The organism is Agrococcus jenensis, from assembly GCF_003752465.1.
GTDB lineage: Bacteria > Actinomycetota > Actinomycetes > Actinomycetales > Microbacteriaceae > Agrococcus > Agrococcus jenensis.
This window is the reverse complement of the sequence record NZ_RKHJ01000001.1, coordinates 2,781,520-2,802,280: the sequence shown is the minus strand read 5'-3', so window position 1 is coordinate 2,802,280 and position 20,761 is coordinate 2,781,520. Positions and strand designations below refer to the sequence as shown.

Genomic DNA, 20,761 nt, shown 5'->3' with positions numbered 1-20,761 from the left:
GGCGTGCCTGACGCGAGTCGGCTCAGAAGGGTGGCGGGTCGCCGGGCGGTCCGGTGGCGGCGGTGACGGGGAGTCCCCAGATCGGGTCGCGCTCGACGAAGACCGGTCCTTGGGGTTCTGGCTCGTCGCGGATGATGCGGCCGAGGGGTGAGGTCCACTCGAGCACGCCGCCGGGCAGCTGCCTCACGGTCCACCTGGTCGAGTGCTTCATGACGTGGTGGCGGCGGCACAGGTGGGCGAGGTTGCCGATCGTCGTCTTCCCGCCCTTGGCCCAGTCCTGGGTGTGGTCGAGGTCGGCGCGGTGGACGGGGTTCGAGCAGCCGGGCCAGCGGCAGTGCCCGTCCCGGGCGCGAAGCGCGCGCCGCTGCGCGCGGTTCGGCGTGTACGTGTCGACGGTGACCGGCAGCCCGGTCACCGGGTGCAGGAAGAGCCGCTCCCACGTGATCGTCTCTGCCGCCAGCGACCGGATGGTGGCCGAGTCGACGAGGATCTTCCCGTCGAGGAGCGCGGGGAACCGCAGCTCCGGCACGTCGGTCGCGCCCGGGTCGCCGAGGAGCTCAGTCGCAGGGATGGTGATCGTAACCGTCGCCGTGATCGGGCTGATGCCGTGGAGGTCGTCGGGGCAGACCCCGGCGAGCAGCAGCTCGGCGAACGCGTCGGCGCGGAACTGGTCGAACGTGCGCCCGTCGTCCTTGGCCTTGCCCTTCGCGGCCTGCGTGAGCCGGTCGAAGATCGCCGTCCCCACCAGCGCCGGCAGCCGGGCGCCGAGGTCGACCATCCCGTCGCCCGCGTCGACCAGGTACACGTCGCGGCGCTCGCGGGCGATGTCGTGCCGTTGCTGCAGCGGCGCGGTCAGCACCCGGTCGATGACGAGCTTCGCCCGCGACCGCAGCCGCGACGGCGTCGTGTCCTCGGCGATCGCGACGAGCTCCGCCTCGACCCGTGCCCTGTGCGTCGCGTCGACCGCGTCGTCAGCCCGCACGGGCCGGGTCTCCTGCTCGATCACTCGCAGGTGGCTGCCGGAGATCCGGCCCGACTTGTGGGCGGCGTGCGCGAGCGGCAGCTCGTGCACGATCGTCCAGGCGGCCGACATGCGCTGCTCGATGCCGCGATCCGACTGGCGCAGCTCGACCGCGAGGATCGACGCCGCCTCCCGCAGCCCGGTCACGACCTCCCCGCCATCGGCCCGCACCCGGTCGAGGCGGGCGGCGAGCATCTCGCGCTCCTCGGCTTCCAGCCTCGCCCGCTGCGCCTCGAGCGCCTTCACCCGGCCCGCGAACTGCTCCTCGAGCCGCAGCAGCCGCATCGGCTCGGACTCCGCCGGCCGCGGCAGCTGCGGGACCTCCATGCGGCCCTCGACGACCGCGTCGAGCTCCGCAGGCGTCATCGCGATCAGCCGCTCCGCCCACTCCTCGTCGTGCGCGTCGAGCTCCGCCTGCAGCTCGTCGGCGGTGCGGCCGAACGGGTCGATCGCACCCGCGCGGATCGCGGCGATGTAGCCCTCGCCGTCGATCCCCCAGTCGTCCATGAGCGCAGTACACCACGGGCCACTGACATCGGATGGGGGCTGTGGAGAACCCGGGATGGGGTGGCCTCGACTCGGTCGGGGCGCTGCGCGCCCGGACCGGCTCGACCGGCGGCAGGGGTGGTCTCGACTCGGTCGGGGCGCTGCGCGCCCGGACCGGCTCGACCGGCAGGGGGGTGGTCTCGACTCGGTCAGGGCGCTGCGCGCGCGGACCGGCTCGACCGGCGGGAGCGGTCGCCTAGACTGGAGGCATGCCCACCCCCCACCCCTTCACGCTGTCTGTGCGCGACATCGTGCAGAAGCCGGGTCGGATGCGCGAGGTCGAGGAGACCGCCCCCTTCGGCGAGAAGGTCGGCGAGGGTCTCGCGACCGTGCTGCCCGACCAGCCCGTCGAGCTCGACGCCCGGCTCGAGAGCGTCCACGAGGGCATCCTCGTCACCGGCGAGGCCTTCGTCACCGCGCTCGCCACGTGCTCGCGGTGCCTCGTGGAGTTCGACCTGGATGTCGAAGTCGACTTCCTCGAGCTGTTCGCGTATGCTGGTGCGTCGGAAACCGACTACCTCGTGGTCGACGAAACTGTCGACCTGCTTCCGGTGGTCCGGGACGCGGTCGTGCTGGCGCTGCCGTTCCAACCGGTCGATCGACCGGACTGCTCTGGGCTCGACCCGGAGACAGGGGAACGGCTCGAGCCTGGCACGGAATACGTGCCGAAGGAGACCATCGATCCCCGATGGGCAGCGCTCCAGGGTTTCACCGAAGACGTGACCGACGACAAGTCGGAAGATGGCGCCCAGGCGCCGAAGAAGGAGTGAGCAATGGCTGTTCCCAAGAGGAAGATGTCGCGGTCCAACACGCGTGCGCGCCGTTCGCAGTGGAAGGCCGTCGTGCCCAAGCTCGTGAAGACGATCGAGGGCGGCAAGACCGTCTACAGCCTCCCGCACCGCGCGAAGGTCGTCGAGGACTCCGCCGGCACCCCGCTGTACATGGAGTACAAGGGCCGCAAGGTCGCTGACGTCTGATCTCCGTCCTGTGACGGAGCACCGACTGCTCGAGCAGCTCGGGGTCGACATCGACCCCGGGCTGCTGTCGTTGGCGCTCACGCATCGGTCGTGGGCGTACGAGCACGGCGGGACGCCACACAACGAGCGCCTCGAGTTCCTCGGCGACTCGATCCTCGGCCAGGCGATCACGATCGAGCTCTACCGCCGCTTTCCCGACGCCACCGAGGGTGAGCTGGCGAAGCGCCGTGCCGGCGTCGTCTCGTCGGTCGCGCTCGCGGAGGTCGCGCGCAGCATCGGGCTCGGCGAGCACATCCGGCTCGGCAAGGGCGAGGCGGCATCCGGCGGTGCCGACAAGCCGTCGATCCTCGCCGACACCGTCGAGGCGATCTTCGGTGCCGCGTTCCTCAGCGCCGGTCACGCCGCATCCGCCGCGCTCGTGCTGCGGCTCGTCGGTCCACTGCTCGACGACCCGGGCCGCACCGGCGCCGCGCTCGACCCGAAGACCGCGCTGCAGGAGGTCGCTGCCGCCCAGGGCGTCGGCGCCCCCGTCTACGAGGTGGATGCCACCGGCCCCGACCACGCGCGCACCTTCACCGCGACCGTGCGGATCGACGGCGAGGCTGTGGCGACCGGCTCGGGGACGAGCAAGAAGGTCGCCGAGATGGCCGCCGCGCTGGCCGCGCACGGCCGGCTCACCGCCGCGGACCCCGCGCGGTCCTGACGTGCCGGAGCTGCCGGAGGTCGAGGTGGTCCGCGCCGGCCTCGCGCCCGCTGTCACCGGCGCTCGCATCGAGGGCGTCGAGGTGCTCGACGTGCGCTCGCTCTCGCGACACACCGGGGGACCCGAGGACTTCGAGGCGACCCTCGTCGGACGCACGCTCGGCGTGCCCGCCCGCCGGGGCAAGTTCCTGTGGGTGCCGCTCGAGGGCGAGATCGGTGCTCACGGTGCGGACATGCATCGGCCGGAGGCGCTGCTGGCCCACCTCGGTATGTCGGGCCAGATGCTCGTGCGCGAGCCAGGCGCTGCCGCGGACCGGCACACGCGCATCCGGCTGCTGCTCGACCAGCCGGCGTTGCATCCTTCTGGGCACGGCCCCGTCGAGGTGCGGTTCGCCGACCAGCGCCTGTTCGGTGGCCTCGCCGTGCGGCCCACCGTCGACGGCGTGCCCGATCAGGCTGCGCACATCGCGCTCGATCCGATCGATCCGGCGTTCGACGCATCCGCTGTCGCCCGACGCCTGCGGATGCGCCGCCAGGGCGTGAAGGCGGCACTGCTCGACCAGACGCTCGTCTCGGGCATCGGCAACATCTACGCCGACGAGGCGCTGTGGCGCAGTCGGCTGCACTACGCGACGCCGGGGGAGCGCCTCACCCAGGCGCGGGCGCTCGCGCTGCTCGCCGACGTGCGAGACGTGCTCGACCTCGCGCTCGCCGAGGGCGGCACCTCCTTCGACGCGCAGTACGTGAACGTCAACGGCCAGGCCGGGTACTTCGCGCACAGCCTCAACGCCTACGGGCGCGGAGGCCTGCCGTGCCCCCGCTGCGGCTCGACGATGGTGCGAGAGCCGTGGGCGAACCGCTCGTCGACGCGGTGCCCGCGGTGCCAGCGGCGGCCGCGCGGCATCGCCGTCTGACGCGACCAGGAGGCGCCGCGTCGTAGGCTCGAGGGATGGCATTCGACGGATTCGGTGACGATGCGTTCGCGTTCTACCGCGAGCTGGAGGCGAACAACGAGAAGCCCTGGTGGCTCGCCAACAAGCACCGCTACGACGAGGCCGTGCGCGCGCCGTTCGAGGCGCTCGCCGAGGAGCTCGAGCCGGTCGCGAGCACCGTGAAGATCTACCGTCCCTACCGGGATGTGCGCTTCGCGAACGACAAGACGCCGTACAAGACGCGGCAGGGGCTCTTCGCGCAGCGCGCGTCCGGCATCGGCTGGTTCCTCAACCTCGACGCGACCGGTGTCTCGCTCGGCGGCGGCTTCTTCGGCGACGCGACGCTCACGAAGGCCTACCGCGCCGCCGTGGAGGCGGTCGCGCCGGGCACCGAGCTCGAGGGCATCGTCGCCGAGCTCGAGCGCGCGGGCTACGAGCCGGGTGGGGAGGCGGTGAAGACGGCGCCTCGCGGTGTCGACCCGCAGCATCCGCGCATCGAGCTGCTGCGCTACAAGTGGCTCACCGCGCGCCGGCACGTCGAGCCGGCGGATGCCGGACCGGCGCTGCTCGACGCGCTCTTCGACACGGTGGAGGATCTGCAGCCGCTCGTCGCGTGGGCGGCGAAGCACGTGGCGCCGAAGCGGTGATCTCGATACGCGGCCTTCGGCAGCTACTCGATCAGCATGTGGCGCGGTGATCTCGATACGCGGCCTTCGGCTGCTACTCGATCAGCAGGTACGCGGTGCTTCGCACTGCTACTCGATCCGCGAGGGGGTCAGCCGAGGATGCGCTTCGCGATCCTGCCGCGCAGCTCGGTGAACGGCGGGTAGATCACCCGCAGCGTGTCGACCGCGGTCGGCTTCGAGAGCACGGCCTTCCGGTGGCTGAAGACCTCGAACGAGTGCCGCCCGTGGTACGCGCCCGAGCCGCTCTCGCCCACGCCGCCGAACGGCAGCCCCGCCGCGCCGACGTGCGCGACGGCGATGTTGATGCCGAGCCCGCCCGACGAGGTCTCGCGCTCGACGCGCCGCACGGCATCCCGGTCCCGTGCGAAGACGTAGAGCGCGAGCGGCTTGTCGCGCCCGCTCATCGTCTCGATGAAGCCGTCGACGCCGTCGACGGGCAGCACCGGCAGGATCGGGCCGAAGATCTCCTCCTGCATCACCGGCGCATCCTCCGCGACGTCGGTGAGGATCGTGGGCGCGATGTAGCGCGCATCGGCGTCCACCTCGCCGCCGGTGACCACGGAGCCGCTGCCGAGCAGGCCGCGCAGGCGCTCGAGGTGGCGCCCGTTGACGATGCGCGCGAAGTCGGGTGATGTGCGCGCGTCGCCGAGCTGCTCGGCGGTCGCGCGGCGCAGCTGCTCGACGAGCTCGTCGGCGACCTCCCGGTCGACGCGGATGTGGTCGGGGGCGACGCAGGTCTGCCCGGCGTTGATCCACTTGCCCCACGCGATGCGGCGCGCGGCAGCCGCGATGTCGGCCGAGCGGTGCACGTAGACGGGGCTCTTGCCGCCGAGCTCGAGCACGGTCGGCGTCAGGTGCTTGGCGGCGGCCGCGGCGACGACGCGCGCGACGGTGCCGTTGCCGGTGTAGAAGATGAGGTCCCAGCGCTGCTCGAGCAGCGCCGTCGTCTCGTCGACGGCGCCCTCGACCACCCGCACCGACCTCGGGTCGAGGTGCTCGGGCGCGAGGCGCGCGAGCAGCCGCGAGGTGGCGGGCGCGAGCTCGCTCGGCTTCACCACGGCGGCGTCGCCGGCGGCGATCGCCCCGATGAGCGGCGCGAGGGCGAGGTGCAGCGGGTAGTTCCACGGCGCGATGATGAGCGTCGCTCCGAGCGGCTCCGCGACGGTGCGCGCGGTCGCCGGCTGCAGGGCGAGCGGTGCCGCGACCCGCGTGGGTGCCATCCAGCGACGGAGGCTCCTGCGTGCCGCGCGCGCCTCCGCGACGACGTAGCCGATCTCGGTGAGGTGCGCCTCGATCTCGCTCTTGCCGAGGTCGGCCTTCAGCGCCGCCTCCCACTCCGACGCGTGCTGCAGCAGCATGCGCACGAGCCCCTCGAGCTGCTGCTCGCGATACGCCCTCGGCCGGGTGACGCCGCGATCGACCGCGGCCCGCAGCTCGGCGGCGATGCCGTCGACGGATGCGGCGGGCGGGGCTTCGGTGCGGATTTCGCTCATCCGGCCATGGTCGCAGGTCGCGCTGTGCTCAACCGGCGGGGGAGACGCGCTTCTGCCAGCCGCCCTCGGCACCGACCGGCGTGAAGCCGAGCGCCTCGTTCACGGCGAGCATCGGGCGGTTCTCCTCGGCGTTCCAGGTGACGACGCGCGAGCGGTCGGGGTGGAGGCGGCCGAGCTGCAGCAGGTTCTCCGCCTTCACGAGCATCCCGAGCCGGTGGCCGCGGTGGTCGGCGTGCACGAGCGTGTCCTCCTGCGTGGCCGGGCGACCCTCGGCGGGCACGAGCAGCACCGTGAAGGCGACCACGTCGCCGGTCGCGCGATGCACCGCAGCGGCCTGCAGGATCGACTGCCCCGCCTCCTCGAACTCGCGCTCCGTGCGCTCGAGTCGCGCGGCATCCCAGTGCTCCGCATCGGTGTCGAGCCCCGCGCTCGGGACATCCGTCGCCATCCGGGCGTGCAGGGCCGCCATGCCGTCGCGCACCTCCGGCGGAGTGCGACCCGACCACGAGCGCGCCTCGTAGGCGTCGCCCGCCGTCGCCGCCGCATCCGCGCGGTGCTGCTCGAGCGAACCCCTGGCCGCCTCGACGTCGAGCTCGGAGATGCGCTCGACCTGCTCGAGCGCGTAGCCCATCGCGACGGCGAGCCGCGCCGCGGCATCCGCGGCCACCGAGCCGTGGCCGCTCACGGGGGAGACCGCGGCGTCGCCCTCGACCGGCGGCCGGTGGTCGGCCCACGCCTGCAGCGTCGTCGCACCGAGCTCGATCGCGACCCGCTCGGTGTGCTCGGCGATCGCCCGACCCAGGCCGTGCCCGCGCGCGTCGGGCACGACCCAGGCGGAGACGTAGGCGACGGATGCGCCCTCCTCGGTGTTGAGCGCGGCGACCGACCGGCCGACGTCGCGGCCGTCCTCCACGACGAGGAAGCGGCGCACGACCTCGTCCTCCTGGTGGCGCATGCTCGCGAGGATCTCGCCGACCGTGGTGTCGCGCGAGTCGTCGCCCCAGAAGTCCTGGGTGACGCGGTTGGCCGTCGCGACGTAGCGCGCGATGCGCGAGAGCGCCGCCTCGTCGAAGTCGTCGGCCGGAGCCTCGAGCTCCAGGTACTCCACCGTGCCGGTCATGCTGCCGACTCCTTCCGCTGCCAGACCCCGCCCTGGCAGATCGTCTCGAACCCGAGCGCCTCGTTCACCGACAGCATCGGGCGGTTCTCCTCGGCGTTCCAGGTGCGGACGACGCCCCCAGGGTCGCGCTCCGCGAGCGCGAGCAGGTTGGCGACCTTCACGGCCATGCCGAGCCGGTGCCCGCGGTGCTCGCCGTGCACGAGGGTGTCGTGCTGGTACCAGGGCTCGGCGACGCCCTGCCCCGCCAGCGTCGTGAACGCGACGACCTCGCCCGTCGACGCCTCGACCGCGACCGCGCGCAGCAGCGTGCGCCCGCCGTCGAGCTGGCTCGTCTCGTAGCGCTCGAGCCGCTCCGCGTCCCAGCCCTCGGCCTCGTGCTCGACGCCCGCCGACGGCGCGTCCGTCGACATGCGCGCGTGCAGCGCGGCGAGCGATGCGACCCGCTCGGCCGGTGCTCGACCCTCCCAGGTCTCGACGCGGTACCGCGGCGCGGCATGTGCCTCGGCATCGGCGCGGTGCGCGGCCAGCGCAGGCACGGCGGCCGCGAGGCGCAGCTCGCTCGCCCGCTCGATCTGCTCGAGCTCGAAGCCGTAGCGCTGCAGCAGCGCCACCTGCGCGCTCGCGGCGGGGATCTCGCCGAAGCCGGTCGGCGACGGCATCGTCGGTCCCGGCTCCGGGTGGTGGTCGACCCACGCCTGGAACGTCGTCGCGCCGCGCTCCCGCATCCGCGCGACGAGGTCGTCAGCGAGCGCAGCGCCGACACCGCGGCGCCGCGCGCTCGGCAGCACCATCACGTCGACCTCGGCGATCGTCGTCCCCTCGAGCAGGCCGCGCGACGCGTAGCCCCGCCCCGCGGGCACGCCGTCGAGGAGCGCGACCGTGCGGAGGTCGTCGCTCTCGCCCACCTGGCTCTGCCACTGCGCCCAGGCCTCCCGATAGCTGAAGGCGTGGCTCTCGTCGCCGCCCCAGCCGTCGACGACCACGGCGTTGCGCACGTCGACGAGCATCCGCAGCCGCCTGGCGCCCTCGCTGTCGTCGTCCCACGCGGCCGGCACCTGCACGTCGATGATCTCGATCGTCATCGCTCCGCCTTCCACTGCCACTGCGCCTCGTAGGCGACCGGTGCGAATCCGGATGCCTCGTTCACGGCGAGCATCGGCCGGTTCTCCTCGGCGTTCCAGGTGACGACGCGCACGAGCTCCGGCCGCAGCTCGCGGAGCCGCACGAGGTTGTCGAGCTTCATGAGCATGCCGAGGCCGTGGCCGCGGTGCGGCTTCGTGACGAGGGTGTCGTGCTGGCGGGCGGTCGCACCGCTGAGCGGGAGGATGAGCGTCGAGAAGCCGCCGAGCTCGCCGGTCGACCGCTCGCGCGCGGCGACCGTGAGCAGCGTCCGGCCGCCCGCCTGCACCGTGCGCTCGAACTCCGCCAGCCGCGGCTCGTCCCAGACCTCCTCCTCCCAGGCGAGGTTGCCGATCGGCGCATCCGTCGACATGCGCTCGTAGAGCGTCCGCATCGCCGGCCGGTGCTCAGCGGGCGTGCCGCCGATCCAGCGCACGAGCTCGTACGCCGGGGCACCGGCCGCTGCCGCAACGAGCCGCGCATCGAGGTCGGGCAGGTCGGCGAGCTCGGCCACGCTCACCCGGTAGACCTGCTCGAGGGCGTAGCCGCGGCGCACGAGCGGCGCGGCCTCCGGATGCGCGGGGTCGGCACCCCCGAAGCCGCTCGTCGCGGTGACGGCGCCCTCGGCGGCGCCGACGGTCGACATGATGACCGTCGAGCGCCCGGCCGCGGCCGCCAGCTCGTGGGCGCGCTCGGTGAGGGCCTCGGCGAGCTCGTGCTGCTCGGCGGCGCTCAGCTCGCTCGAGAGCTCGGGCTGCGCCTCGACGACGTCGGTCGAGTCGAGCAGGTTCGAGTAGACGGTGATGATGCCCACGAGCCGGTCGCCGTCCCACGCGTGCAGCCGGTCGAGCCGGTAGTCGGCGTTCGGCTGCAGCGAGGCGAGGAACTCGACCGGGGTGTTCACGTAGAGGCCCTCGCCGTAGCGCTCGGCGTTGCTGCGCTCGTTGTAGGCGTGCGCGAGGCGGAACTCGTCGCCCGCCGGGCCGTCCTCGTCCGGGTGCGCCGGCAGCACCATGGGGCGGATGTCGATCTGCATGGGATTCCGCCGCTCGCACCGGCACCGTGCCGGCGGGCAGCCTTGCAGAGTAGCCGCGCGCGTGCCGTCGGCGCAACGAGCGATCGCCCGGCTACGGTGTTCCCAGCACCGACCCGGGAGCCGCATGCACCTCAAGACCCTCACCGTCAAGGGCTTCAAGTCGTTCGCGCGCCCGACGACCTTCCAGTTCGAGCCGGGCGTCACGTGCGTCGTCGGCCCGAACGGGTCGGGCAAGTCGAACGTCGTCGACGCCCTCGCCTGGGTGATGGGGGAGCAGGGCGCGAAGACGCTCCGCGGCGGCAAGATGGAGGACGTCATCTTCGCCGGCACCGCGACGACGGGGCCGCTCGGCCGCGCGCACGTCGAGCTGACGATCGACAACGCCGACGGCGCGCTGCCGATCGAGTACGCCGAGGTGCAGATCTCGCGCACGCTCTTCCGCAACGGCGGCTCCGAGTACGCGATCAACGGCGAGTCCTGCCGCCTGCTCGACGTGCAGGAGCTGCTGAGCGACTCGGGCCTCGGCCGCGAGATGCACGTCATCGTCGGCCAGGGTCAGCTCGACAACGTCCTGCAGGCGACGCCGGCGGATCGCCGCGGCTACATCGAGGAGGCCGCGGGCATCCTCAAGCACCGGCGGCGCAAGGAGAAGACGCTCCGCAAGCTCGACGCGATGCAGGCGAACCTCACGCGGCTGCAGGACCTCACGGGCGAGATCCGCCGCCAGCTCAAGCCCCTCGGTCAGCAGGCCGAGATCGCGAAGGAGGCCGCGACCATCCAGGCGACCGTCCGCGACGCTCGCGCACGGCTCATGGCCGACGAGGTCATCGGGCTGCGCCAGCAGCTGGAGTCGGCCGCCCGCTCGGAGTCGGAGCGCAAGTCGGAGCGGATCGTGCTGCAGGAGCAGCTCGAGCAGGCGCGCCTGCGCGCCGGCCGCATCGAGGAGTCGATGGTCGGCGACGACGTCGACCGGGCCCGCACCGTCGCCCACGCGCTCGAGCGGGAGCTCTCGCGCCTGCAGTCGCTGCACGCGCTCGCGGGGCAGCGGCTCGCGCTGCTCGAGGAGGCGCCGGAGGTCGGCGACGCGGCACCGCTCATCACGCCCGACATGGTGCAGGCCGCGCGCGACGAGGCCGCGGCGCTCGGCGCTCGGGTGGCGGATGCCGAGGGTCGCCTGGGCAAGGCCGCGTCGGCGACCGCGCTGGCCCGCGCCGGGCTCGACTCGCTCGACGAGGAGATCGCCGCGCAGGCCGCGCTGGTCTCGCGCCACGACCTCGAGGCTGCCGCCCATCGCTCGAAGGTCGAGGTCGCGCAGTCGACGCTCGCCGCCCGCGAGGCGGAGGTCGCGCGACGCGCGAGTGCGCTCGCGAACGCCGAGCAGCGGCTCGCCGACGCGCAGGGCGCCGCCACCGACCTCGGCGATGATCAGGCCGACGGCGACGCCGAGTCGCTCGCGCAGCGCTACCGCGACGCCGACGACCGGCAGGCTGCACTCTCCGCCGACCTCGACGAGCGGCGCGAGGCGCTCCACGCGGTCGAGCGCGAGCGCGATGCGCTCGCCGCCCGCACCTCGGCCCTCACGGCGGCGCTCGCGACCGCGAACGCGTCCGCCGGTCTCGTCGATGCGGGCATCCCGGGACTCCGAGGCCTGGTGGCCGAGCGGGTGAAGGTCAAGAAGGGCTTCGAGGCGGCGATCGCGGCGGCGCTCGGCACGCTCGGCGAGGCGGTGCTCGCCGACACGCGCGAGGCCGCTGCGGCCGCGATCGAGCACGCGCACGAGGCCGGCCTCGGCCGCGTCGAGGCGGTCGTCGCGGATGCGACGCCCATGCGGCCCGGCGTGCGGCCCATCGAGGGGGCCGTGCACGCGCCGTCGGTCGTGGATGCGCCGGCCGGCGTGCTGGGCGTGCTCGCGTTCACGTTCGTCGTCGACTCGCTCGAGGCGGCGCAGCAGGCGGGGCCGGCGATCGCGGCGCTCGAGCTCGGCGCGCCGGTGACGATCGTGACGAGGCGCGGCGACTACGTGAGCGAGTACCTGCTGCGCGGCGGCAGCGACGACGCGCAGTCGCGGCTCGAGCTGCTCGCCGAGCGCGACGCGGCGACCGAGCGGCTCGACGAGCTCTCGACCGCGATCGAGCGGGAGGCGGGCGCGCTCGAGGACGCGCGCCAGGCGCACCAGCAGGCCAAGCGCGGCGCGCAGGAGGCGCTCGAGGAGCTCCGCGCGCACGACGCGGCGTCGGCGGCGCGCGGCGAGCAGCGCAGCCGGGCTCGGGCCCGGCTCGAGTCGGCGACCGGTGAGCACCAGCGGGCCGAGGCCGCGCTCGCCGAGGCGAGGCAGGGCATCCGCGAGGCCGCGGAGGGCGTCGAGGCTGCGCAGCTCGCCCTCGAGCGCTTCCAGGCCAAGCCGCGGCCGATGCTCGACGCGTCCGCGCGCGACGGGATGCTGCAGGAGCTGGAGGCCGCGCGCACGGCCGAGACGGACCTGCGCATCGAGCTCGAGACGGCGCGCGAGCGCGTGCGCGCCGAGCTCGCCCGCGCCGAGTCGCTCGCCCGCGACGTCGAGGCGCAGCGGGCGCGCGCTGAGGAGGCCGCGCGGCGCGCCGTGCTGCGCGAGCGCCAGCGCGAGCAGGCGGCACGGGTGCTCGCCGCGATCCCGCCGGTGCTCGGCGTCGCCGAGCGATCGGTCGCCGACGCCCGCGGCGTGCTCGCCGAGCGCGAGGCCGCGCGACGCGACCGCAACGAGGAGCTCGGCAGGCTGCGCCGCGACGAGGCGAGCCTGCGCGAGCGGCTGCAGGTGATCACCGAGCACGTGCACGTCGCCGAGATGGAGGCGTACGAGCAGCGGCTGCACCTGTCGAACCTGCTCGAGCGCGCCGGCAGCGAGCTGGGCCTCGAGGAGGCGGTGCTCGTCGCCGAGCACGCGCCGGAGGAGGGCTGGGACCGCAAAGCGGAGCAGGCCCGGCTGCAGGACGCCGAGCGCAAGCTCGCTCGCCTCGGCCGCGTCAACCCGCTCGCGCTCGAGGAGTTCGCCGCGCTCGAGCAGCGCCACACGTTCCTCACCGAGCAGCTCGCCGACCTCGCGTCCACTCGCAAGGACCTCGAGCAGATCATCGCCGATCTCGACGTGACGATGGAGCAGATCTTCGCGGCGGCCTTCGAGGACACGAAGGCGGCCTTCACCGAGGTCTTCCCGATCCTGTTCCCGGGCGGCTCGGGCGCGCTTGCGCTCACGGACCCCGACAACATGCTCGAGACGGGCATCGAGGTGACGGTGCGGCCGGCGGGCAAGAAGATCGACCGCATCTCGCTGCTCTCGGGCGGCGAGCGCTCGCTCGCGGCGGTCGCGCTCATGGTCGCGATCTTCAAGGCGCGGCCGAGCCCGTTCTACATCATGGACGAGGTGGAGGCGGCGCTCGACGACGCCAACCTCGGGCGACTGCTGACCGTCTTCGAACAGCTGCGCGAGGCGAGTCAGCTCATCATCATCACGCACCAGAAGCGCACGATGGAGATCGCGGATGCCCTCTACGGCGTCTCGATGCGACAGGACGGCGTCTCGGCGGTCGTCGGCCAGCGCACGGTGCGCGAGCGGGAGCGCGTCGAGGCGTAGCGGGCGTCAGCCGCGCAGCGCCGGCACCACGAAGACCACGCCGTCGCCGTAGATGTCGTCGATGGCAGCCTGCACCGAGCCGTCGTCGTAGGTGACGTTCAGCACGACCGTGCCGCGCTCGCCCCAGCTGCCGAGCATGTTCGGCCCGGGGATGGTCGTCAGGTCCTCCTGCACGGCCGCGATCGTCGCCTCGTCGAGCTCGCCCTCGGGCGTCTCGACCGCGGGCAGCTGGATGGCGGCGGCGCTCGTCGGCTCGCCCGTCGGCGTGAAGGTCTGCGCCTCCGCGTCGTAGGTGCCCTCGATGGCGACGCCCTGCACCCAGCGCACGCCGCCGGTCTCCTCGTGGTCGAACGCGGCCCAGTCCCACCCGAGCAGCTCGGGGCCGTCGCACTGCGGCGGCGCGGACTCGGCCACGGCACCGACGCAGAGGATCGCGCCGCCGTCCTGCTCGAGCACGGTGCCGATCGCGAGCACGGGCTCGGTGGCGCTCGGGGTCGGCAGGTCGGCGAGCCGTGCCTGCGCGTCAGCGCCCGTACCGACGGGTGCGGCTGGAGCGGTAGGGCTGTCGGTCGCGCCCGGTGATGCGGGGGCGTCGGGCGCGCTCCCGGCTGTCGTAGCGCAGCCGGCGAGGGCGAGGACGAGCGATGCGGCCGCGATGCCGCCGAGCACGATGCTTCTCATGGCATCACGCTAGGTCGGCGCCGCGCGAAGCACATCCCAACGTTCTCCGGCATTCGCACGTCCAAGGCTCGGCACGCGGGCTAGCGTGACCGCATGCCGGTCATCCTGTCGCCGTTCCACCTCGATGAGCGACTGCGCGGCGGCTGGCCGCTCGACGCCGCGACCGTGCTCGACCCGTCGCTGCCGGATGCAGCGCCGTGGGAGCGCATGGCGGTCATCGCGCGCGGCATCGCGGATGCGGTCGCCGCGGAGCGCGCGCGCGGCGCGGTGCCGCTCGTGCTCTCGGGCGACTGCGTCGCCGCGCTCGCGGTCGTGGCCGGCGTGCAGCGCGTCGGCGACGACCCGGTCGTCGTCTGGCTCGACGCCCACGGCGACGTGCAGTCGCCGGAGACAAGCGCCTCCGGCTACCTCGGCGGCATGCCGATCCGGCAGCTGCTCGGCGGTGCCGACCGCACGGTCCCCGAGGCGCTGGGCCTGCGGCCGCTCGACGAGGGCGACGTGGTGCTGCTCGACGGGCGCGACCTCGACCCGCCGGAGGCGGCCTTCCTCGCCGCCTCGCGCGTGCGGCACGAGCCGCTCCACGCGGCGGAGGCCGACCGCCCGGTCGTGCTGCACGTCGCGGACCTCCCCGGCCTGCTGTTCCCGGTGGGCGGCGGACCGTCGCTCGAGCGCGTCGTGGAGGTCGTGACGGCGATCGTCGCCCGCAACGACGTCGTCGCGGTGAGCCTCGCGTGCACGACGGCGGATCGCGCGTCGGCCGGCGTGCGTGCGATCGCCGAGGTCGCGCGGGGCGCGCTCGAACGCTCGCGCTGAGCCGTCGCCTGGCTCGCCGAGCAGCGGCGAGGTCAGCGGGGGAGTCGCCCCTCGTGCAGCACGCCGTCGGGGTCGGCGGCGTCGCGGATCGCGCGCAGCCGCGCGAGGTCGTCGGCAGTCGCGCAGCGCTCGAGCGTGTCGTCCTCGCCGAGGAAGGTCGGCACCATCCGCTCGGAGGCGTGCGGCCGCAGCAGCGCGTCGAGACCGGCGAGGCTCGCTGCGCCCGCCTCGGGCGGTGCGCTCGGGAACATCGGCGCGAGCCCCATCGAGAGCCACGAGGCACCCGCGAGCGTCGCGAAGCCCGGACGCTGCGGCGCGTCGAGCGCACCGCCGAGCATGCGCATCGTCACGCCGATGAGCGGCGCCTGCTCGGGCAGCGCGCGCCACTCGAGCAGCTCGTCGATCACCGGGTCGGGCAGCGCGTCCAGCGCGATCGAGCTGCCGCGGCTCGGCGACGGATCCTCGGGCTCCATCGACATCGCGGCCATCGCCGCCTGGGTGGTCGCGCCGAGCTGCTCGCGGATCGGCGTCGCGACAGCGCGCAGGCCGGCGAGGGGTGCGAGGTCCGCCTCCGCGCGTGCGAGCACGTCGACGGTCGTGAAGCTGCGCCCGCGCACCTGCTCCGGCAGCATCGGCGCGTCCGGCATGCGCATCGTCGAGACGAACAGCCCGAGCCCCTCGGGGGCGTCCGCCGCCGCATCGCGCACGGCCCGCAGCACCGCGGGTCCGTCGGCGGCCGAGAACACGAGCGAGCCGCCAAAGAGTGTCGGCGCTTCGAGCAGGTCGATCTCGAGCTCGGTCACGATGCCGACCGTGCCGCCGGCGCCGCGCAGCGCCCACATGGTGTCGGGGTCGGAGGCGTCGTCCACGCGCTCGTGCGTGCCGTCCGGCCGCACGATCCACGCGGCCCGCAACGACTGCGCGCCGAGCCCGGCCCAGCGGCTCAGCCACGAGTGCCCGCCGCCCAGCAGGTAGCCGGCGGGGCTCACCACCCGGCTCGTGCCGGAGGGCACGACGAGGCCCGTGCCGTCGAGCGCCGCGATCACCGCGCCCCACTGCACGCCCGCGCCGACGACCGCGGTGCGCGCATCCGCGTCGATCTCGAGCCGGTCGAAGGCGGCAGGACGCGTGAGGATCGCCCCCTCGAGCGAGCCCGAGGCGCCGTGCCCGTTCGGCTGCACGGTGACGGTCGCGCCGCTGTCGCGGGCGAAGGCGAGGATCGCTCGCAGGTCGTCGACGCCCGCGGGGTGGGCGATCGCGGCGGGGCGCTGGTCGACGGCGAGGTTCCAGGGGGAGCGCTCGGCGTCGTAGCCGGGGTCGTCGGTGGTGGTGAGGCGACCGCGGAGGCTGGCGGCGAGGGAGGTGAGGGCGGCGGGGGCGACGTAACGCTGTTCCGTGGTCACGCGGGCGAACGTACTCCCTGCGACGGATGCCCGCCAGATGCGCGAGGTGCGAGGATCGACGGGTGACCGACCGCGACGCCCTCTTCGCAGGCCTCCGCCGGTGGCCCGACGTCGAGGACGCGGCGCTGCAGGCGCACGACGCGAGCGACGCGCTCATCCTCGACGAGGCGGCCGGGGGGACGGCACAAGGCAGGATGCCCGCCGACGTCGTCGTAATCGGCGACCGGCACGGGGCGCTCACCCTCGGCGCGCTGCACGACGGTGCCGAGCACGTGCGGGTGCACCAGGACTCGATCGTCGGGGAGCGGGCGCTCGACGCGAACGCGGCAGCGGCGGGCATGACGGGCTTCGCGCACCATCCGCTCGACGCCTCGCTCGTGGAGGGCGCGCGGCTCGTGCTGCTGCAGCTGCCCCGGTCGCTCGACGAGCTCGACGAGATCGCCGAGCTCGTCGCCACGCACGCCGACGAGCGCGTCGTGCTCGTCGCCGGCGGGCGCGTGAAGCACATGTCGATGAGCATGAACGCGCTGCTCGAGCGCAGCTTCCGCAGCGTCCACGCGTCGCTCGGCTGGCGCAAGTCGCGCGTGCTGCGCGCCCAGGCGCCGCGGCGGCCCGGCATCAGCTGGCCGCGCACGCGCCGGCACGACGTCGCGGGGGAGCCGCTCATCGTCGCGGCCCACGGCGGGGCGTTCGCCGGCACCTCCATCGACATCGGTGCGCAGACGCTGCTCGCCCACCTGCCGGAGATCCTCGACCGGCCGCTCGCGGCGGATGCGCCGCAGGTCGTCGACCTGGCGTGCGGCACCGGCGTGCTCGGCGTCGCGCTCGCGCTCGCGCTCCCCGACATCCGCGTGCTCGCGACCGACGCCTCCGCCGCGGCGGCGGCGTCGGCGCGGGCGACGGCCGCCGCGAACGCGGTGGAGGACCGCGTCGTCGTGCGGCAGGCCGACGGCCTCGAGGACGTGCCCGACGCCTCCGTGCCCCTCATCCTGCTGAACCCGCCGTTCCACATCGGCGCCGCGGTGCACACGGGCATCGCGGAGCGGCTCATCGCCGACGCGGGCCGGGCGCTCGCGCACGGCGGTGAGCTGTGGTGCGTGTGGAACGGCCACCTCGGCTACCGCCCGCTGCTCGACCGGATCGGCGAGACCCGCCAGGTCTCCCGCAACGCGAAGTTCGTCGTCACCGCCACGCGGCGTCGGTGACCGCGCACACCCGATGAGCGCCCGATCCGCGTCGGCACGCGAGTTCACCGCGGTCGAGGAGGCGATCGACCGCGCCGCTCACCGGCTGCTCGACGGCCGAGGCCGCTCGCGCTGGCGGCGGGGCGTCATCGAGCTGGGCGTCTTCACGCTCAAGCAGGCGTGGGCGAGCGTCTTCGGCGGCCTGCTCCTCGCCTGCATCCTCGCCGCGCGGCTGTGGTGGCCCGACGACGCCGCCATCGCGCGCAACGACGCGCTCACCGTCGCGGCCGTGCTCATCCAGCTGGCGATGCTGGGCTTCCGGCTCGAGACGCTGCGCGAGCTCTGGGTGGTCGCGCTCTTCCACGTCGCGGGCACGGTCATGGAGCTCTTCAAGACCGACGTCGGCTCGTGGGCCTACGAAGCGGAGGGCATCCTGCGCGTCGGGGGTGTGCCGCTGTTCTCCGGCTTCATGTATGCGGCGGTCGGCTCCTACATGGTGCGCACGATGCGCATGTTCGACCTGCGCTTCACGCGCTACCCGCCGCTCTGGGCGACGATCGCGGTGGCGGTCGGCATCTACGCGAACTTCTTCCTCCACCACTTCTGGATCGATCTGCGCTGGGTGCTCGTCGCCGCGATCGTGCTGCTGTGGGGCGCGTGCACGATGCGCTTCCGCGTGCTCCGTACCCACCTGCGGATGCCGATCCTCGCGGCGTTCGCGCTCGTCGCGATCGTGATCTGGGGCGCCGAGAACATCGCGACCTGGGGCGGCGCCTGGGCCTACCCCGACCAGCTCGACGGCTGGCAGCCGGTGTCGTGGACGAAGATCGTCAGCTGGTTCCTGCTGATGATCCTGTCGGTGGTGCTCGTGACGCTCGTGCACCGTCCGCAGCCGACCGTGCACCCGCGCGCCGACACGCCGTCGCCGCTGCGCGACGGCGTGCACGGCGACTGATCTGATGGCGGCACAGGAACCCGGCCACGTATGAGGTGGCCGGGCTTCGTGCATCCGGGGCTCCATGCATCCAGGGCAGCCCCGCCGGGGAGCGGGACGCCCTGAGACGAGGAGGAGGCCCCGCGCGGTATGAGCGTGCGGGGCCTCCGGCCCTCCGAGGAGGGTCACCCTCCGGAGAGGGTCGCATCAGCATGCACCTCGCCTCGACCGAGCGCAAGCCCCGTCGGCCAACCGGCCTCGACCGGTGGTCGAGGGTTCGGTCAGGGCCGCTCGCTCGCGGCCGCCCAGCAGCGCAGCATGAGCGCCGAGCGGTGCCCCGCGCAGTCCGCGGCGAAGGCGGCGAGGTCGGCGAGACCGTCGCCGATGCCGAGCCGCCGCGCGCCCTTCCGCACCGCGACGTCGCCGAGCAGCAGCACGTCGGGATCGCCCAACCGCAGCGAGAGGTAGCCGACGGTCCACGGCCCGATGCCCTTGAGCGCGAGCAGCTGCGCGCGGATCGCCTCGAGGTCGGCGGTGCCGGCGTGGGATGAGCGCTCGAGGGGGATCGCGCCGCTCGCGACCGCCTCGGCCGCCCGTCGCACGGTCGCGGTCTTCGCGGCTGGACCGCGCAGCACGTCGGCGCCGTCGGCGACCTGCGCCATCGTCGGGAAGCAGCGCTCGATGCCGTCGGCGGTGAGCGCCGGCGGCAGCGCGTCGCCCAGCGCGCCGAGCAGCGCGAGCTGCTGCGTCGCCGCGACGACCGAGATCTGCTGCCCGACGATCGCGCGCACGAGCATCTCGTGCGCGTCGGCGCAGCCAGGCTGGGCGAGCGCCGGCTCCTGGGCGACGGCGTCGGCGAGCGCAGGCACCCCGTGCCGCTCCGCCGCCCACGTGAGCCGCGCATCCGCATCGGCCCGCGCATCCGTGCCGCCGGCCGCCCGGTGCAGGTCGAAGACCCGCGCGAGGTCGGGGTCGGCCGTCGTGGCGACGTCGCCGGCCACCGCCGCGGTCGTCACGCGGGGACCGTGCAGCGCACGCCGGTAGCCGTCGGGCGCGACGACCTCGACGCCCGGCACCGCGCGCGGCGCGAGCCACGCGAGGATGCCGGACGCCCCGGTCACGCGTCGGTCAGACGTTGCGGTCGCCGCGCTCGTCGAGCTCGCGCGCGTCGAGGTTCTCGCCCTTCGCGATGCGGCGACGGACCTCCTCGAGCGCGTCCGGGTCCATGTCCTCGCGAGCGGCCTCGCGGAGCACGTCCTCGTGGAAGTCGGCGGCGGGCGCCTCGGTGCCCTTCGCGTCGATCACCTGAAGGGTGCCGGTCTCGGAGTGCTCGACCCGCAGCGGGCGGTAGAAGGTCCGGCCGGTCGCGTCGACGATGTGGTAGTGGCCGTCGGCGCCCAGCTCGGCCTCGGACGGGCCGAGGTGGAGCGATGCGTCGCCGGTCTGCTTGGCGTCCATGCGGATCTTGATGAGCGATGCGACGACCGCGACGACCATCGAGACGAGGATGACCAGCAGCGAGTGCCAGGTCTCGATGTGGGGGACCCACTCGATGTGCTGGCCGCCGTTGATGAACGGCAGCTCGTTCTCCTCCATGGCGTGGAAGACGAGCTTGACGCCGATGAAGCCGAGGATCGCCGCGATGCCGTAGTGCAGGTAGACGAGGCGGTCGAGCAGGCCACCGAGCAGGAAGTAGAGCTGGCGGAGGCCCATGAGGGCGAAGATGTTGCACGCGAAGACGAGGAACGGATCCGTCGTCACCGAGAAGATCGCAGGGATCGAGTCGATCGCGAACAGCAGGTCGGTCGTGCCGAGCGCGATGATCACCATCAGGAACGGGGTGAAGTAGCGGACGCCCTGCTCGGTGAGCGTGGCCTTGCCGCCGTTCCAGGTGTCGGTGAAGTTGACGCGCTTCTTCATGAGGCGGACGACGAGGTTGTCCTTCTCGCCGGAGTCGTCGTCGTGGCCGAACGCCTGCTTGTAGGCGACGTAGACCAGGTAGCCGCCGAAGATGTAGAAGAGCCACGAGAGCTGCTCGACGAGCTGCACGCCGACGACGATGAAGATGCCGCGGAGCACGATCGCGATGAGGATGCCGATCATGAGCACCCGCTGCTGCATCTCCTTCGGCACCGAGAAGCGGCTCAGGATGATGATGAAGACGAAGAGGTTGTCGATCGACAGCGAGTACTCGAGCAGCCAGCCGGTGACGAACTCGCCCGCGTGCTGGGCGTCGCCCATCACGAAGAGCACGCCGGCGAACACGAGCGCGAGCGCGACGTAGACGACGACCCAGCCGGTCGCCTCCTTCATCGACGGCACGTGCGGCCGCTTGATGACGATGAGCAGGTCGAAGATGAGGATGGCGACGAGGATCGCCATCGAGGCGATCTCGAAGATCTGATACGGAGTCAAGCGACGGCCTTCCGATGGGTGCGCGAACGGGCGCGAACGTCTCTCCCGCGCTTCACGCGCCGCCGCGACCGGGAGCGCAGCATCGGGCTCCG

The 20,761-nt window shown here is 73.5% G+C and carries 18 protein-coding genes; 9 read left to right on the top strand and 9 right to left on the bottom strand.

The annotated features are described in order from the left end of the window. Window positions 1–22: 22 nt before the first annotated feature. Entirely contained in the window at window positions 23–1,528 is a 1,506-nt protein-coding gene (locus EDD26_RS13790) for an HNH endonuclease signature motif containing protein (protein ID WP_123698228.1), read from the bottom strand. A 248-nt stretch (window positions 1,529–1,776) separates the two neighbouring features. Between EDD26_RS13790 and EDD26_RS13785 the strand changes: the two genes are divergently transcribed. From EDD26_RS13785 to EDD26_RS13765, 5 genes are read left to right on the top strand one after another with little or no spacing between them, the layout of a single operon-like run. Continuing rightward, the gene (locus EDD26_RS13785) at window positions 1,777–2,337 is read left to right on the top strand and encodes a YceD family protein (RefSeq protein ID WP_123698227.1); all 561 of its coding nucleotides are present in this window, start codon (window positions 1,777–1,779) and stop codon (window positions 2,335–2,337) included. Window positions 2,338–2,340: 3 nt separating this feature from the next. Further along, on the top strand, window positions 2,341–2,544 hold the full coding sequence (gene rpmF / locus EDD26_RS13780) for a 50S ribosomal protein L32 (RefSeq protein ID WP_123698226.1): 204 nt from the start codon (window positions 2,341–2,343) through the stop codon (window positions 2,542–2,544). Window positions 2,545–2,554: 10 nt separating this feature from the next. Next, window positions 2,555–3,247, top strand: coding sequence for a ribonuclease III (gene rnc, locus EDD26_RS13775; RefSeq protein WP_123698225.1), 693 nt, complete (start codon window positions 2,555–2,557; stop codon window positions 3,245–3,247). Window position 3,248: 1 nt separating this feature from the next. Then, the gene (gene mutM / locus EDD26_RS13770; RefSeq protein ID WP_123698224.1) at window positions 3,249–4,160 is read left to right on the top strand and encodes a bifunctional DNA-formamidopyrimidine glycosylase/DNA-(apurinic or apyrimidinic site) lyase; all 912 of its coding nucleotides are present in this window, start codon (window positions 3,249–3,251) and stop codon (window positions 4,158–4,160) included. A gap of 35 nt (window positions 4,161–4,195) precedes the next feature. Then, entirely contained in the window at window positions 4,196–4,825 is a 630-nt protein-coding gene (locus EDD26_RS13765) for a DUF2461 domain-containing protein (RefSeq protein ID WP_123698223.1), read from the top strand. Window positions 4,826–4,953: 128 nt separating this feature from the next. Here EDD26_RS13765 and EDD26_RS13760 read toward each other — a convergent pair whose 3' ends face one another. From EDD26_RS13760 to EDD26_RS13745, 4 genes are read right to left on the bottom strand one after another with little or no spacing between them, the layout of a single operon-like run. Next, window positions 4,954–6,357, bottom strand: a complete 1,404-nt coding sequence (locus tag EDD26_RS13760; RefSeq protein ID WP_123698222.1) for an aldehyde dehydrogenase family protein — start codon at window positions 6,355–6,357, stop codon at window positions 4,954–4,956. A gap of 28 nt (window positions 6,358–6,385) precedes the next feature. Next, entirely contained in the window at window positions 6,386–7,477 is a 1,092-nt protein-coding gene (locus EDD26_RS13755) for a GNAT family N-acetyltransferase (protein ID WP_123698221.1), read from the bottom strand. Continuing rightward, window positions 7,474–8,559, bottom strand: coding sequence for a GNAT family N-acetyltransferase (locus tag EDD26_RS13750; RefSeq protein ID WP_123698220.1), 1,086 nt, complete (start codon window positions 8,557–8,559; stop codon window positions 7,474–7,476). Before EDD26_RS13750 ends, EDD26_RS13755 begins: the two co-directional genes overlap by 4 nt. Next, window positions 8,556–9,632 carry a GNAT family N-acetyltransferase gene (locus EDD26_RS13745; protein WP_123698219.1) on the bottom strand — a complete coding sequence of 359 codons (1,077 nt, stop codon included), beginning with the start codon at window positions 9,630–9,632 and terminating at the stop codon, window positions 8,556–8,558. The genes EDD26_RS13750 and EDD26_RS13745 overlap by 4 nt, the downstream gene beginning before the upstream one ends. A gap of 124 nt (window positions 9,633–9,756) precedes the next feature. Here EDD26_RS13745 and smc point away from each other — a divergent pair, with 124 nt between their 5' ends. Continuing rightward, window positions 9,757–13,239 (top strand): chromosome segregation protein SMC, encoded by a 3,483-nt coding sequence (gene smc / locus EDD26_RS13740; RefSeq protein ID WP_123698218.1) that lies wholly within the window; start codon window positions 9,757–9,759, stop codon window positions 13,237–13,239. 6 nt (window positions 13,240–13,245) lie between these two features. On the opposite strand, the gene EDD26_RS13735 is transcribed toward smc, so the two are convergent. After that, window positions 13,246–13,920: a hypothetical protein gene (locus EDD26_RS13735; protein WP_123698217.1), complete on the bottom strand. Its 675-nt coding sequence runs from the start codon at window positions 13,918–13,920 to the stop codon at window positions 13,246–13,248. 93 nt (window positions 13,921–14,013) lie between these two features. Here EDD26_RS13735 and EDD26_RS13730 point away from each other — a divergent pair, with 93 nt between their 5' ends. Further along, window positions 14,014–14,733, top strand: a complete 720-nt coding sequence (locus EDD26_RS13730) for an arginase family protein (RefSeq protein WP_123698216.1) — start codon at window positions 14,014–14,016, stop codon at window positions 14,731–14,733. Between the two features lie 32 nt (window positions 14,734–14,765). On the opposite strand, the gene EDD26_RS13725 is transcribed toward EDD26_RS13730, so the two are convergent. Further along, window positions 14,766–16,136, bottom strand: a complete 1,371-nt coding sequence (locus EDD26_RS13725; protein WP_170165643.1) for an FAD-binding oxidoreductase — start codon at window positions 16,134–16,136, stop codon at window positions 14,766–14,768. 62 nt (window positions 16,137–16,198) lie between these two features. On the opposite strand from EDD26_RS13725, the gene EDD26_RS13720 reads away from it, so the two are divergent. Both EDD26_RS13720 and EDD26_RS13715 read left to right on the top strand, forming a co-directional pair. Then, window positions 16,199–17,341, top strand: a complete 1,143-nt coding sequence (locus EDD26_RS13720) for a class I SAM-dependent methyltransferase (RefSeq protein WP_245989929.1) — start codon at window positions 16,199–16,201, stop codon at window positions 17,339–17,341. A gap of 13 nt (window positions 17,342–17,354) precedes the next feature. Further along, a complete protein-coding gene (locus EDD26_RS13715) occupies window positions 17,355–18,275 on the top strand; it encodes a DUF817 domain-containing protein (protein WP_123698213.1) in 921 nt (306 codons plus the stop codon). Window positions 18,276–18,535: 260 nt separating this feature from the next. On the opposite strand, the gene EDD26_RS13710 is transcribed toward EDD26_RS13715, so the two are convergent. After that, window positions 18,536–19,375: a DNA-3-methyladenine glycosylase family protein gene (locus EDD26_RS13710; RefSeq protein ID WP_123698212.1), complete on the bottom strand. Its 840-nt coding sequence runs from the start codon at window positions 19,373–19,375 to the stop codon at window positions 18,536–18,538. A 7-nt stretch (window positions 19,376–19,382) separates the two neighbouring features. After that, window positions 19,383–20,669: a TerC family protein gene (locus EDD26_RS13705; RefSeq protein WP_342769318.1), complete on the bottom strand. Its 1,287-nt coding sequence runs from the start codon at window positions 20,667–20,669 to the stop codon at window positions 19,383–19,385. Between the last annotated feature and the right edge of the window lie 92 nt (window positions 20,670–20,761).

Excerpts from the sequence above, each read along its gene's own strand:
- EDD26_RS13785 (WP_123698227.1), top strand. The coding sequence starts at position 1,777 with ATGCCCACCCCCCACCCCTTCACGCTGTCTGTGCGCGACATCGTGCAG.
- EDD26_RS13750 (WP_123698220.1), bottom strand. The coding sequence starts at position 8,559 with ATGACGATCGAGATCATCGACGTGCAGGTGCCGGCCGCGTGGGACGAC.
- EDD26_RS13755 (WP_123698221.1), bottom strand. The coding sequence starts at position 7,477 with ATGACCGGCACGGTGGAGTACCTGGAGCTCGAGGCTCCGGCCGACGAC.
- EDD26_RS13790 (WP_123698228.1), bottom strand. The coding sequence starts at position 1,528 with ATGGACGACTGGGGGATCGACGGCGAGGGCTACATCGCCGCGATCCGC.
- EDD26_RS13760 (WP_123698222.1), bottom strand. The coding sequence starts at position 6,357 with ATGAGCGAAATCCGCACCGAAGCCCCGCCCGCCGCATCCGTCGACGGC.
- EDD26_RS13715 (WP_123698213.1), top strand. The coding sequence starts at position 17,355 with ATGAGCGCCCGATCCGCGTCGGCACGCGAGTTCACCGCGGTCGAGGAG.
- rpmF (WP_123698226.1), top strand. The coding sequence starts at position 2,341 with ATGGCTGTTCCCAAGAGGAAGATGTCGCGGTCCAACACGCGTGCGCGC.
- EDD26_RS13765 (WP_123698223.1), top strand. The coding sequence starts at position 4,196 with ATGGCATTCGACGGATTCGGTGACGATGCGTTCGCGTTCTACCGCGAG.
- smc (WP_123698218.1), top strand. The coding sequence starts at position 9,757 with ATGCACCTCAAGACCCTCACCGTCAAGGGCTTCAAGTCGTTCGCGCGC.
- EDD26_RS13735 (WP_123698217.1), bottom strand. The coding sequence starts at position 13,920 with ATGAGAAGCATCGTGCTCGGCGGCATCGCGGCCGCATCGCTCGTCCTC.
- EDD26_RS13745 (WP_123698219.1), bottom strand. The coding sequence starts at position 9,632 with ATGCAGATCGACATCCGCCCCATGGTGCTGCCGGCGCACCCGGACGAG.
- EDD26_RS13730 (WP_123698216.1), top strand. The coding sequence starts at position 14,014 with ATGCCGGTCATCCTGTCGCCGTTCCACCTCGATGAGCGACTGCGCGGC.